Below are 13,780 nucleotides of genomic sequence, written 5' to 3'. Positions count from 1 at the left end.
ACGGGACACAAGCCGGACAACGCCATCATGAAAAATGAAGATGCACGACGCCAAGCTGCGGTAGCGCTAACACGATTGCCTCCGCAGCAAGCGCCGGTGGTCATGGCCCAGGGCTACGGGATGGCAGCGGAGGCGGTCATGCAGCGGGCGCGCGAACATGGTTTGTTTGTACACACTGCGCCCGGCCTGACGGATCTGTTGATGCATGTCGATCTCGATCAGCATATTCCGCCACAGCTTTACCAGGCGGTGGCCGAAGTGCTGGCATGGGTCCATGGATTGGAGCAGGATGCGGCCTTGCCGCGGTCCAGGTGAATATTACTAAACTGACTATTGGTAATGCGTTTTAATTAACATATTTTTGTACGGCAATAAAATGTGTGCATTTTGTAGATATAGTTGCCGTCCCGTATTGTGCGGACTGGATCGCGGATCGATAATGCACAGCCCAGCTGGCGAATTTGGATAGTACAAAGAATCATGGATATGAAAGCAGCATCACCGATTCGGGTATTGATCGCTGATGATCATCGCATTGTCAGGCGCGGGCTGCTGCATATCCTGAATGCCAGTCCGGGCATCACCGTCGTCGGCGAGGCCAGCGATTACAGCGGCATTACCGATATCCTGAGAGAACAGCCTTGCGACGTCCTGCTGCTGGATATTTCCATGCCAGGCAAGGATGGCATAGAAATCCTGCATTTGCTGAAGAAGCGCGAACCCATGTTGCGCATCATGGTGCTGAGCAGCCACGGTCCGGAACAGTATGCGGTACGCGCCTTGAAGGCCGGCGCCGCGTCTTATCTGACCAAGGACGGCGCACCCGATGAACTGGTGGAGGCGGTGCGGGTAGTGGCGCGCGGCCGCAAGTACATCAGCAAGGGCCTGGCGGAATCGCTGGCCAACCATGTCATCGAAGAAGACGACCTGATGCCGCATGAACAATTGTCCAACCGGGAATTCCAGACCGTGCGCATGATCGCCTCCGGCCAGACTCGCACCGAGATTGCCAAGAATCTTTCCATCAGCCCCAAGACAGTCAGCGTTTACCGCTCCCGCGTATTCGAAAAAATGGGCGTGCGCACCAATGCCGAACTGACGCACTATGCGATCAAGCATGGTTTGCTGGAATAGGCTGCGAAAAAAATCCGGCGCGGCGCTTGTGAGCAACATTGCAATGTCTCCAAGCGTTGAAGAGAAGCCTGTTTCTTGTCTTTTTTGCGCCATCGATAAGCAACGTTCCTGTTTATATTGAGCCACCAAAGTGCTGCGCAAGGCCGGCCGGCTTCTGCCGTCGCATCTGCCTGCGCATTTCAATTTATCAAGGATTACGCTCATGACACCTGCTCAAACGCCGACTCAGGTACGCCGTACCGTTGCCCACAGCGACGTTGCCGGTCGCGAATTTCTGACCTTTACCCTAGGTAAGGAAGAATACGGCATCGACATTCTCAAGGTGCAGGAGCTGCGCGGCTACGACAATGTCACGCAAATCGCCAACGCGCCCGATTTCCTCAAGGGGGTGGTCAACCTGCGCGGCGTCATCACACCGATCATCGACATGCGCATCAAGTTCAATCTGGATGCATCCGTCTACGACCAGTTCACGGTAGTGATCATCCTCCATCTTGGCCAGCGTACTCTGGGGATGGTGGTCGACGGCGTGTCCGACGTGATCACCCTCTCCAGCGAACAGATCAAGCCAGCGCCGGCAATGGGCACGGTGGTCAATACCGACTACCTGATCGGCCTCGGCACGCTGGCCGACCGTATGCTGATTTTGCTGGATATCGATAAGCTGATGTCGAGCGATGAGATCGGCCTGATCGACAAGCTCGCCGCCTGAGGCTGAACTGCACAAAGGGGAGGGGACATGAGATTTGCGGATACAAGAATAGGCGTGCGGCTGGCAGTCGGCTTTACCTGCATTTTGCTGCTGGTGGTGCTGATCACTGGCATCGGCATCTGGCGTCTGCAGCAGACCGGCGCCGCAGTCGACAACATGGTGTCGCAGCTGCTGCAGCGGGAACGGCTGGCAGTCCAGTGGGAAGATGTGGTGGCGACCAATGCCGTGCGCACCATGGCGATGGTGCGCAGCGATGACAGCCGCACGCAGCAATATTTTCAGGCCGAGATGAGCGCGAATTCGGAGCGCGCCTCCGAGCTGCAGACCAAGCTGCATGGCCTGTCGAACGACAAGGGCCGCCAGGCCTTGGCGGAAATTGCCGCCGCCCGCGCTGCCTATACCGAACTGCGGGAAACGGTGCTGACCACGCGTCAGTACGGTACGGCCGAGGCAGCCGCCGCCATGATCGACCAGCAGCTCGATCCGGCGCGCAAGGAATACATGGACAAGCTGCAGAAATTCGTTGATATCCAGCGCCAGGCGATCGATCAGGCAGCGCTGGATATCGCTGCCAACTACCGTTCCGGCCGCTTGCTGCTGACCGTATTCGGCGCTCTGGCGATATTGCTGGGCGCGCTGTTCGCCTGGCGCCTGACCAGCGGCATCGTCAAGCCACTTCATGCGGCAGTCGCCGTGGCGCACCGCGTGGCGCAGGGCGACCTGACTTCCGATATCGAGGTTGGAAGCAAGGATGAAACCGGCCAGCTGATGCAGGGTATCCGGGAAATGAACCTGTCCTTGCAGGACACGGTCAGCCGGGTACGCAGCGGCACCGACAATATCGTTACCGCCTCGCGCCAGATCGCTGCCGGCAATCTCGACTTATCCAGCCGTACCGAAGAACAGGCGGCCAGCCTGCAGCAGACGGCAGCGTCGATGGAACAATTGACCTCGACCGTCAGGCAGAATGCCGACCATGCGCGCCAGGCCAACCAGCTGGCAGAGAATGCCGCCAGCGTGGCGGCCGGCGGCGGCCAGATGGTGTCTGACGTAGTGGCCACCATGGGGCTGATCAAGGATAGCTCGCACAAGATCGCCGACATCATCGGCGTGATCGACGGCATTGCGTTCCAGACCAATATCCTGGCCTTGAATGCGGCAGTGGAAGCCGCCCGCGCCGGTGAACAGGGCCGCGGTTTTGCCGTGGTGGCGGCCGAAGTGCGCAACCTGGCGCAGCGTTCCGCGCTTGCCGCCAAAGACATCAAGGTCCTGATCGGCGCCTCGGTAGACAAGGTCGATGCGGGCAGCAGACAGGTCGATGCTGCAGGCAAGACCATGAGCGAAATCGTCAGCTCGATCCGCCGTGTGGTCGATATCATGGCCGATATCGCCGCCGCCAGCGAGCAGCAGAGCAGCGGCATTGAGCAAGTCAACCAGGCGGTCGGGCAGATGGATCATGTTACCCAGCAAAACGCCGCCTTGGTGGAGCAAGCCGCCGCTGCCGCGCACAGCTTGCAGGAACAGGCGGCAGAGTTGCTGCAAGCGGTCAGTATCTTCCGTCTGGCGGAAAAGCGCTATTCCGGCAGGCCGGCGGCGCTGCACCAGCCTGCGGCTGAAATAATCGGCGAAAAGCCGCTGCTGACCTGCACAAATTGACAGGTGGGCGAGAGCTGCGATGCGGGATAATAGCAAACAGGCTCGGGCCGCGCCAATGGTGATACGATTGCCATCGGCCGGCGTCGAGTGTTGTGGCGGCAAGCCCTGTCACGCTTTCCAATAGATTGTATGCCCATCGTAATGCAAAGATTTACCTCTGCCTGGCGTTTCTTGCTGGCTGCTTCAAAAACGGAAAACATTTTCTGCGGATCGCGCTTCATGCGCCTGGTGTTTGCGATCGTTCTGACCGCCATCCTGCTGATCGGTTACGTCTGGCTGTATGCGGGTTATCAGATCGGCTCCGACTACGATCGCGACGTCAAGACCATCCAGCTCAGCCAGACCATCATGGTGCACGATTTCACCCAGCGCGTGGTGCGCTCCATCGATGAGCGCGACCGCCTGCTCAAGCTGCTGCGTGAAGATTACCAGCTCAATGGCGGCAAGCTCGACCTGCAGCGCTACAGCAAGATATTCGGCAGCTTGTACACGCAGCTGAATATCGTGGACCAGAACGGCCGGCTGCTGGCCTCGACCCGCCAGATCAATGCCGCCAACCTGGACTGGAGCGGCAATGAACTGTATCTCGCCCACCGCAGCCATCTCGACGATTCGCTGCAGATTGCGCGTCCGCGCAAGTTGCCGGATAGCGACCAGTGGCTGATGTACATGGCGCGCCGCATTTTTTCGGTAAACGGCGATTTCGCCGGCATGATAGAACTCGAATTTGCAGTAGACCGCATGCCAGCCTTGTATGCCGATGTCGACAGCATTAGCGCCGACGACGGACTGACGGTGGACAATAACGGCATCGCTACCGAAAGCCAGCTGCCCGGCGAACGCATGATCCTGCGCCGGATTGACGAAACCGTGATGACGCTGGACGATGGCGAACTGAACAAGAACAAGCTGTTCAGCGGACAGAAAAATCCAGATGATCCGCATTCCTGGGTCTCGCGCAAGCTGGAGCCTTATCCATTGCTGTTATCGGTAAAGCTGCCCGATCCGGAGCCGTTGCCGGTGCAGGAAAGTCCCAAGCTGATGGGTTACATGATGTACGCCAGCGTGCCGACGCTGCTGATCCTGCTGCTGATCAGCCTGGCCTACCGCACCATCAAGCGCCAGTACGAAGTGGTGCGCAAGTATGACGCCCTGCGGCGCCGCGCCAGCGACTCGAATAAGCGCAAATCGCGCTTCCTGGCGACCGTGGTGCATGAACTGCGGACTCCCTTGAGCGGGGTGCATGGCTATTCGGAACTGGTGCGCGACACCAGCAGCGATCCCCAGAGCCGGGAATTCGGCGACCTGATTCATCAAAGCGCGATTTACCTGCACGGCTTGCTGAACACGCTGTTTGACCTGGCCCGGATTGAAGCCGGGCGGGTCGTGATTTTCCACGAGAACATCGACACGCTCGCCTATTTCGAATACATCGGTTCCATGCACAAGATCAACGCCGACCGCAAGGGCCTGCGCTTCCAGATGCGGCTGGCGCCGGATTTGCCGGCCAACTTTCTGTGCGACCGGGTACGGTTGTCGCAGATTCTCAACAATATGCTGGATAACGCTGTCAAGTTCACCGTTACCGGCGCGGTCACGATCGAGGTCACCACGGTCAGGGACAAGCTCAAGATCCGGGTGCTCGACAGCGGCCCGGGTATATCGAAAAGCGAGCTGAAACACTTGTTCGAATATTTCTATCAGTCTGAATCGGTGCGCGCCGGACGCGGGCGCGGCCTCGGCCTGGGTTTGTCGCTGGCCAAGGAATTCACCGACCTGATACGAGGCACCATCCGCATCGATTCAGAGGTGGGAGTCGGCACTGTTGTCAATCTGAGCATCCCCCTGAATGTGCGCTAGACGCCTGGCTGCGCGGGCGGTTCCGGGGTTTGCTACACTGAACGCCGGCAACGCCGCGTGGTTGCAGGCGTCAATAAATGCTGGTGCGAGGGCGGGGTACCTGCTTCTTGCTTAAGAGGTGGCGATGCGTTCTTCAGTGATTCTTGTGGTCGAAGACCATCCTATCAATCGCCGCATGCTGCAGGCGCAACTGGCGGCGGAAGGATGGCAAAGCGAACTGGTGGCCACCGGCGGCGAGGCCCTGTCGTGGTTGCTGCATGGGAGGCCGGCTGCGGTCATTACCGACTATGTGCTGGAGGACATGACCGGCGTTGAGCTGCTGCAGCGGGTGCGGCGCCGCGAAGCCGATATGCCGGGGTTGCCGCCGATTCCGGTGATCTTGTATAGCGGTATGTCGCTGGACTATCTGCAGAACGAGTCGCGCGGGCTGGATTGCAGCGCGATCCTGACCAAGCCCATCAGCCGCGCCCAATTGCAGCAGACGTTGGCGCCCTTGCTGGCGCAGCCGCAGCCGGCGGCAGCGATCTCGCCGGGCATCGCCGACGATCTGCTGACCGAGCTGCTGCAGTTCGGCTGTCAGCAGCTCAACCGTCTCAAGCATAGTATCAAGCACCGGCAGTGGGCTGAAACAGCCAGCATCGCCCATGGTTTGCGTGGCGCTGCCGCAGTGTTGCGGCAGACCGAAATTTCACAGTCTGCCGCGGAAATCGAGAAGCTGTCGCGCAATCACGCTCTGGAGGCGCTGGACCAGGCCTGTACGCAGCTGCAGCGCGCGCTGGAACGGCTGGCGCTGCAACTCAAGGTGTTTCCTTCAATGCCGCCGGCAGCCGGACTGCCGCGCTAAGCCCGTTTTCCATTCGTTTCTTTTCCTCCCTTAGCCCATTGTTATTGCGGCGCTTTCGCTGCGCCCGCGCGTCGTGGCGCGAATGTAGGAATCATTCCTACATCGATTCAGACAAATATTTCGCAGATATCGGGAATGTTACGGACTTTTTTCCGAAAGGAAATATTTCATAATTGCCTAGAAGCAGCGAAATTAGACAAAAAACTAAAAGATTGCTCACAACTTGCCGTAAACATTCATAAGCAGCTTTAGTCTGGGGGAAAGCATGGACAGTAATGGATTTGTAAATGAAATAAGCGAAGTCAACCTCTCTTATCTGCTGTTGGCACAGCGTCTGCTGCGCGAGGACAAGGCAACTGCCATGTTCCGCATGGGATTGAGCCGCGAGCTGGCCGAACTGCTGGGCAATCTCTCTTTGTCGCAAGTGGTGAAGCTGGCGGCATCGAGCTTGCTGCTGTGCCGTTTCCGGTTCGACGATCATGCGATTCTTTCGTCGCTGACGCACAGCGACAAGGACCATGCGCTGCAACAGGCGCATGCCTCGATCCTGCTGGCAGGGCAACCGCTGGAAGGAATCCGCTGATCATGGCCACCAATAAAAGCGTGATCCAGGAAGCGCAGGAAATCCAGCTGGCGATCGATCTCATCAAGCTCGGCGCGCGGCTGCAGTTCCTGGAAGCGGAAACCTCCCTCAGCCGCGATCGCCTGATCAAGCTGTACAAGGAAATCAAGGGGATCTCACCGCCCAAGGGCTTGCTGCCGTTCTCCACCGACTGGTTCATGACCTGGCTGTCGAATATCCATTCGTCGATGTTCTACAACATCTATCGTTTCATGCTGGCCCATGGCGACGGCAAGCAGATCGTCGCCGTGGTGAAAAGCTACCGGCTGTACCTGGAGCAGGTCGAACGGCAAGGCGGCCAGCCGGTGCTGGACTTCACCCGTGCCTGGACCCTGACCCGCTTCTTCGACAGCGGCATGCTGCAACTCAGCAGTTGCAGCCGCTGCGGCGGCCGCTTTGTGGCCCATGCGCATGACTTGCAGCATGGCTTTGTCTGCGTCCTGTGCCGGCCACCGTCGCGCGCCGGCAAGACGCGCAAGCTGCATGCTCCGCTGCCGGCGCCGGCAGCACACAGCGATCCGTCCCATGGCTACAGGCTGCCGCCGCCGCGGCCTGTCGTCACAACGAAAGGCCACGCCGTCTGATTCAGGCAGGCAGCAGGGGCATGGCCGCATCGGGTTTAATTCAAGGGGAATCAATAGTGTTAGTTTTTGTTGGCTATATCGTCGTTATCGTTTCTGTGTTTGGCGGTTATGCCATGCTGGGCGGCCATCTCGGCGTACTATTCCAGCCGGTCGAGCTGCTGATGATCGGCGGCGCCGGGGTGGGCGCCTTCGTGGTCGGCAACGACGGCAAAGCCATCATGGCGACGCTGAGGGAATTGCCGAAACTGCTGCGCAGCTCGAAGCACAACAAGGCCTTGTACATGGAGCTGATGGCCCTGCTGTACGTGCTGCTGGCGAAAGCCCGCAAGGACGGCATGCTGGCGCTGGAGGCCGACATCGACGATCCCGCCAACAGTCCTATCTTCGTGCAGTATCCGCTGGTGCAGCATGACCCGCGCGTGATTGAATTCCTGACCGACTACCTGCGCCTGATCGTCAGCGGCAACATGGATGCGTTTGAAATCGAATCGCTGATGGATCATGAAATAGAAACCTACAAGCACGAGGCCGAGGTGCCGGCGCACAGCCTGGCCAAAGTGGGCGATGCCTTGCCGGCATTCGGCATCGTGGCGGCGGTGATGGGGGTGGTGCACGCGCTGGCTTCGGCCAATCTGCCGCCGTCGGAAATGGGGGAGCTGATCGCTCACGCCATGGTCGGCACTTTCCTCGGCATCTTGCTGGCGTATGGCTTTGTCTCGCCGCTGGCGACCCTGATCGAGCATCAGGTGGCAGAGTCGGTCAAGGTATATCAATGCATGAAAGTGACCCTGCTGGCCAACCTGAACGGTTATGCGCCGCAGCTGGCGGTGGAATTCGGACGCAAGGTGCTGTACTCGACCGAACGTCCCTCGTTCACGGAGCTGGATGACCATGTGCGCCAAGTCAAGAGCCGCTGATCTGTGCCGGCTGGCGCTGGAGAGCGCATGAGCAAGGTCAATAAACAGCGCATCATCGTCAAGCGGGTCACGGCCGGCAAGCATCAGGCGCACGGCGGCAGCTGGAAGATCGCCTACGCCGATTTCATGACGGCGATGATGGCGTTCTTCCTGGTGATGTGGCTGCTGTCGATCTCTTCGCCTAAGCAGCGCGAGGGGATAGCCGAGTATTTCAAGATGCCGCTCAAGGTCGCCATCAGCGGCGGTGAAAAAAGCAGCACCAGCAGCAGCGTGATTCCCGGCGGCGGTACCGATTTCACGCAGGTCGACGGCGACGACAAGCGTAGCAACCCCGATAAGGCAGATACCGAAAAGTTGCGTGTGCTGAAGCGCAAGCTGGAACAGCTGATCGACACCAATCCGGTGCTCAAGCAGTTCCGGCCGCAGCTGCTGATCGATATTACCAGCGAGGGCTTGCGGATCCAGATCGTGGATAGCCGCAACCGTCCCATGTTCGATCTCTCCAGCGCCAAGGTGCAGCCTTACATGAGCGTGATCCTGCATGAAATCGGCCCGGTGCTGAACGAACTGCCGAACAAGATCACGCTGGCCGGGCACACCGACGCCACGCCTTATGTGCAGGCGTCCAGGTCTTACAGCAACTGGGAACTGTCGGCCGACCGCGCCAATGCTTCGCGCCGCGAGCTGATCGCCGGCGGCATGGAAGAACCAAAGGTGCTGCGCGTGATGGGGGTGGCATCGACCATGGACCTGAACAAGGCCGATCCGCTGGATCCGGTCAACCGGCGCATCAGCATCGTCGTCCTGAATCGGCGTGCGCAGGACCGCATCGAGCAGGAGAACGCCAGCGGCAGCAGCGCCGGCGTCAAGATCGACGCGCAGCAAGACAGCGCCAGCCAGTTGCGGGACGGCGCCTCGAAATCCGGGCAGCCGGCACATCCCTGAACACGGTGACCTGAGATGACAACGAAAACAATACTCGTGGTGGACGATTCGGCGGTAATGCGCAAATTGCTGTCTTCGATTCTGCTTGAGCAAGCCTACGAGGTTGTGCTGGCGGCGGATGGCGAGGCAGCTTTGCAACAGGCCAGATCGGCCGCCGTCGACCTGGTGCTGACCGATTGGAACATGCCGGCCATGGGCGGCGGCCAGCTGATCCGGCAATTGCGGCGGCTGACCGGCTACGCGGAGACGCCGATGCTGGTGCTGACCACCGAAGCGCGCGAGTCCGAAAAGGCCGATGCGCGCCAGTCGGGGGCCAGCGGCTGGCTGCGCAAGCCGGTAGAGTCCGCCACTTTGCTGGAAGTGGTGGCCAGCTTGCTGGAACAGTAGTCCGTCAGATAGATAGCGCAGCGAGGAGATCAGAAAGATTATGGACATCACCGAGTTTTACCAAACCTTCTTTGAAGAAGCAGACGAATTGCTGGCCGAAATGGAGCAATTGCTGCTGGGCCTGGATATCGACGCGCCGGACAACGAACATCTGAATGCGATCTTCCGTGCCGCCCATTCGATCAAAGGCGGCGCCGCCACTTTCGGCTTTGCCGCATTGACCGACACCACCCATCTTCTGGAAAATTTACTGGACCGTGCCCGGCATCGAGAAATTCGGCTGCGCAAGGAAATGATCGATGCATTTTTGGAAACCAAAGACGTGCTACAAGAACAGTTGAGTGCTTATCGGGCAGGCGACGAGCCGGATCCCGAAATGGTCGCGCGCATTTGCGCGGTGTTGCAACAGCTGGCGCAGGAAGAAAATGCCAGCCAGCCAGGCGCCGGCGCGCCTGCTGCGGCGCCGCTGCCGGCAGCAAGCGTCGCTCCTGCGGTGCCGTTGCCTGCTTCAGACACGCCGCAATTGCGCGTGCGTTTTTCCAAGGTCTCGGAAAGCGATCGCAAGCTGTTGAGTGTGGAACTGGAGAACCTGGGGGAGGTCGTGGCGCAGACGCATACTGACGACAGCCTGACGCTGTGGCTGGAAACGTCGTGCCAGCCGGATGACATTATCGCGGTGTGCTGCTTCGTGATCGATCTCGACCAGATCGATATCGTTCAGGAAGCCAAGGCAGTTGCCGCGCCGCTTGCCGCTATGGAAACGCTGCAACCGTTGCCGGCGGTGGCCACGGTGACGCCGATTACGGCCGCGCCTTCGACCGCCAAGGCAGCGGCTGCCGCGGTGGCGCCGGCGGCAGCCAAGGAGTCCAGTTCGATTCGCGTCGACGTCGAAAAGGTCGACCAGATCATCAACCTGGTCGGCGAGCTGGTGATCACGCAGTCGATGCTGGCGCAAACCGCGGCGACGTTGGATCCGGTGCTGCACGAGCGTCTGCTGAACGGCATGGGACAGCTGGAACGCAACGCCCGCGACCTGCAAGAATCGGTGATGTCGATCCGCATGATGCAGATGGATTACGTGTTCAGCCGTTTTCCCCGGCTGGTGCGCGATCTCACCGACAAGCTCGGCAAGCAGGTGCAGCTGGTGACTTTTGGCAAGGCCACCGAACTGGACAAGAGCCTGATCGAACGCATCATCGATCCCTTGACGCACCTGGTGCGCAACAGTTTGGACCACGGCATTGAAAAGCCGGAGCGGCGGCTTGCCGCCGGCAAGGATGCGGTCGGCCAGCTGCTGTTGTCGGCCCAGCATCAGGGCGGAAATATCGTGATTGAAGTCAGCGACGATGGCGCTGGCCTGGATCGCGAAAGAATCCTGGCCAAGGCGATCCAGCAGGGCATGCCCGCCAGCGAGGCGATGAGCGACGATGAAGTGTGGCAGCTGATCTTTGCGCCCGGATTTTCCACGGCGGAGAAAATTACCGACGTCTCCGGTCGCGGCGTCGGCATGGATGTGGTCAAGCGCAACATCCAGGAAATGGGCGGCCATGTCGAAATCGCCTCGCGCCAGGGTAATGGCACGACCACCAGGATCGTGTTGCCGCTGACGCTGGCGATCCTGGACGGCATGTCGGTCAAGGTCGGCCATGAAGTCTATATCTTGCCGCTGAACTACGTCATCGAATCCTTGCAGCCGCGCGCCGAAGATATTCATGCGGTCAGCAATGAAGAACAGGTTTTGCATGTGCGCGGCGAATACCTGCCTTTGACCGAATTGCACCGGGTATTCGAGGTGGCCGATGCCCGCACCGATCCGACCCAAGGCATCGTGGTGATACTGCACGGCGAGGGCAAGCGCTTCGCATTACTGGTGGACCAGCTGGTTGGCCAGCATCAGGTGGTGGTGAAAAACCTGGAAACCAATTACCGCAAAGTACCCGGTATTTCGGCCGCCACCATTCTCGGCGACGGCAGCGTGGCCCTGATCGTCGACGTCGCCGCATTGCAGCGCGCGAACCGGGAGAAAGCGCCGCTGCTGGCGGCGGCATAGAACATCATGGAAAAAAAGGAAAGAGTGAAATGGTGAACGACCACAACAGGCTTGGCAGCGGCCAGGACGATCCGGAAGGGCAGAAATTTCTCGTGTTCACGCTGGGCAGCGAAGAATACGGCATTGATATCTTGAAGGTGCAAGAGATCCGCGACTATGAAGCAGTCACCCGGATTGCGCATGCGCCTGCATTTATCAAGGGCGTGACCAATTTGCGCGGCATCATCGTGCCTATTGTCGACCTGCGCATCAAATTCCGCCTTGAAAATATCCAGTACAACCAGCAGAGCGTGGTGATCATCTTGAATGTCGCTCAGCGCGTGGTCGGGATCCTGGTGGACGGCGTATCGGATGTGCTCACCCTGAGCCGCGATGAGATCAAGCCTGCGCCCGAATTCGGGGCAAATTTGTCGGCCGAGTATTTGAGCGGCCTGGGAACGGTGGAACAGCGCATGCTGATCCTGATCGACATAGAGAAACTCATGTGCAGCCCAGACATGGCCTTGTTCGAGGTCGCCGAGGCTGCCTGAAATCGCCGCCACAACTACAGGAATGCAATGATGAAACTGGATGACCGCCAATGGCAAAAACTGCAGCCTTTGCTGATAGGAAAGCAAGGGGATCCCGGCGCCAAGGGACGGGATAACCGTTTGTTTATCGACGCCGTGCTTTGGATCATCAGCAACAGGTCGATATGGCGCAGCCTGCCGGCCGAGTTCGGCAAATGGAACACGACTTACATGCGCTTCCGGCGCTGGAACGAGTGCGACATCTGGCGTCAGCTGGAACAGGAAATGTTTGACGACCTGACGCTGAAAGCAATGTTCCATGACATCGTTGTTTACGGCGACCAGCAAACCGGGCGCATCAGGCAACGGCTGACGCGGCGCGCAAACAAGCAGGTTTATCAGAGCGCATTGGGCAAGACTGACAGCAAGCGCAAGGGCTCGTCCGGGGTCGATGAATCGACCTCGCACTGGGTTGGATTGGTCATGCGCGGCGTCGCTGCGTAATAGTTGTGCATCATCTGGTTATCGGCTGAAATTTGCAGGAGAAGCTCGCAACAAACTCGTTATTTGCGTTCAAGAAAGTCTGGCGACGTCCGTTAATACAGTAAACGGATGGCCTGCCGGGCCAATGATAGAAGCAAATATTCTGAGGGTGTTATGAACAAGGAACTGTCTGCCAGATATTCGTTGTCGATGATCGCGATGGCCGTGTCGGTCATGATTTCCGGGTGTGGCGGCGGTGGCGGTGGCAGCGCCAACCCTGGTCCGACGTCTCCCGCTGTACCGACCACGCCGCCGCCTGTTACCTCTCCACCTGACAGCGGCAGCGGGAATGCCATCACACCGCCGCCGGTTGTCACGCCACCACCCCCGCCGCCGCCAGCCATGCTGAATGTACTTGATCCCAGCAACGTCGCTGCCGCTCGTGCCAATGGAATGACCGGCGCGGGTGTTACCGTGGGCGTGGTCGATACCGACTTCGATGTCGGCAATAGCCAGGTGGCAGGGCGCATCAGCAAGACGGTTTACGCCAGCAGTGGCGCTAACGGCAATATGCACGGTACCGAAGTCGTCGAAGCCTTGGCCGGACGCTCCGCGGGAGTGGCTTCCGGGGCTTTCATATTGGCGGCCGCGGCCGGGACAACGGGCAACAATGTGCTGCTCAACAGCCAGATGTATCAAGACATGTTTGCCAAGGGCGTGCGGATTTTCAACCAGTCCAGCGGTATCAGCAGCAGCGACGCTACCGTCGGCCAGGCGCTGGCTTTGCATGCCATGTACCAGCCGCTGGTGGCGCAGCGTGGCTTGTTCATCTGGTCGACCGGCAACGAAGGCGGAGCACAACCCAACCTGAACGCCAGCTTGCCTAAGCTTTTCTCTGACTTGGAAAGCGGCTGGCTGGCCGTGACGGCCGTCAATGCCGCCGGCGGCAGCAACGGCTACAGCAGCAGCGACAAGGTGCCCGGCATGATTTCCAGCTACGCCAACCGCTGCGGTGTCGCCGCCAACTGGTGCCTGGCGGCGCCGGGCGATTTCATTTCCAGCAGCAGCGGCGGCCGC

15 protein-coding genes are annotated in these 13,780 nt (G+C 59.4%); all 15 read left to right on the top strand.

Going from position 1 to position 13,780, the window contains the following annotated elements; all coding sequences use genetic code 11:
- Positions 1–27: 27 nt before the first annotated feature.
- Complete coding sequence (locus VNZ65_RS12500; protein WP_325669424.1) at positions 28–315, top strand: EscU/YscU/HrcU family type III secretion system export apparatus switch protein; 288 nt, start codon at positions 28–30, stop codon at positions 313–315.
- Between the two features lie 171 nt (positions 316–486).
- Entirely contained in the window at positions 487–1,134 is a 648-nt protein-coding gene (locus VNZ65_RS12495; RefSeq protein ID WP_325669422.1) for a response regulator transcription factor, read from the top strand.
- A gap of 202 nt (positions 1,135–1,336) precedes the next feature.
- Positions 1,337–1,846 (top strand): chemotaxis protein CheW, encoded by a 510-nt coding sequence (locus VNZ65_RS12490; RefSeq protein ID WP_325669420.1) that lies wholly within the window; start codon positions 1,337–1,339, stop codon positions 1,844–1,846.
- Positions 1,847–1,873: 27 nt separating this feature from the next.
- Entirely contained in the window at positions 1,874–3,502 is a 1,629-nt protein-coding gene (locus VNZ65_RS12485) for a methyl-accepting chemotaxis protein (protein WP_325669418.1), read from the top strand.
- 141 nt (positions 3,503–3,643) lie between these two features.
- Positions 3,644–5,362, top strand: coding sequence for a sensor histidine kinase (locus tag VNZ65_RS12480; protein ID WP_325669416.1), 1,719 nt, complete (start codon positions 3,644–3,646; stop codon positions 5,360–5,362).
- Positions 5,363–5,486: 124 nt separating this feature from the next.
- The gene (locus VNZ65_RS12475; RefSeq protein WP_325669414.1) at positions 5,487–6,206 is read left to right on the top strand and encodes an Hpt domain-containing response regulator; all 720 of its coding nucleotides are present in this window, start codon (positions 5,487–5,489) and stop codon (positions 6,204–6,206) included.
- Between the two features lie 265 nt (positions 6,207–6,471).
- Entirely contained in the window at positions 6,472–6,789 is a 318-nt protein-coding gene (gene flhD / locus VNZ65_RS12470; RefSeq protein WP_325669413.1) for a flagellar transcriptional regulator FlhD, read from the top strand.
- Between the two features lie 2 nt (positions 6,790–6,791).
- On the top strand, positions 6,792–7,412 hold the full coding sequence (gene flhC / locus VNZ65_RS12465; protein ID WP_325669411.1) for a flagellar transcriptional regulator FlhC: 621 nt from the start codon (positions 6,792–6,794) through the stop codon (positions 7,410–7,412).
- A gap of 56 nt (positions 7,413–7,468) precedes the next feature.
- Positions 7,469–8,329 (top strand): flagellar motor stator protein MotA, encoded by an 861-nt coding sequence (gene motA / locus VNZ65_RS12460; RefSeq protein WP_325669409.1) that lies wholly within the window; start codon positions 7,469–7,471, stop codon positions 8,327–8,329.
- Positions 8,330–8,356: 27 nt separating this feature from the next.
- Entirely contained in the window at positions 8,357–9,274 is a 918-nt protein-coding gene (gene motB / locus VNZ65_RS12455; protein WP_325669407.1) for a flagellar motor protein MotB, read from the top strand.
- Between the two features lie 15 nt (positions 9,275–9,289).
- The gene (locus tag VNZ65_RS12450; RefSeq protein ID WP_325669405.1) at positions 9,290–9,661 is read left to right on the top strand and encodes a response regulator; all 372 of its coding nucleotides are present in this window, start codon (positions 9,290–9,292) and stop codon (positions 9,659–9,661) included.
- Between the two features lie 40 nt (positions 9,662–9,701).
- Positions 9,702–11,711 carry a chemotaxis protein CheA gene (gene cheA / locus VNZ65_RS12445; protein WP_325669403.1) on the top strand — a complete coding sequence of 670 codons (2,010 nt, stop codon included), beginning with the start codon at positions 9,702–9,704 and terminating at the stop codon, positions 11,709–11,711.
- Positions 11,712–11,740: 29 nt separating this feature from the next.
- Positions 11,741–12,241, top strand: coding sequence for a chemotaxis protein CheW (locus VNZ65_RS12440; protein WP_325669401.1), 501 nt, complete (start codon positions 11,741–11,743; stop codon positions 12,239–12,241).
- Positions 12,242–12,268: 27 nt separating this feature from the next.
- Positions 12,269–12,724 carry a transposase gene (locus VNZ65_RS12435; RefSeq protein ID WP_325669399.1) on the top strand — a complete coding sequence of 152 codons (456 nt, stop codon included), beginning with the start codon at positions 12,269–12,271 and terminating at the stop codon, positions 12,722–12,724.
- Between the two features lie 153 nt (positions 12,725–12,877).
- On the top strand, positions 12,878–13,780 hold a 903-nt coding region (locus VNZ65_RS12430; protein WP_325669397.1), incomplete at its 3' end, for a S8 family peptidase.

Origin of the sequence: Collimonas sp., from assembly GCF_035566555.1 — a bacterium.
Taxonomy (GTDB): Bacteria; Pseudomonadota; Gammaproteobacteria; order Burkholderiales; family Burkholderiaceae_D; genus Collimonas.
The sequence above is the reverse complement of the archived record's forward strand: the minus strand, read 5'-3'. Positions and strand labels throughout refer to the sequence as shown.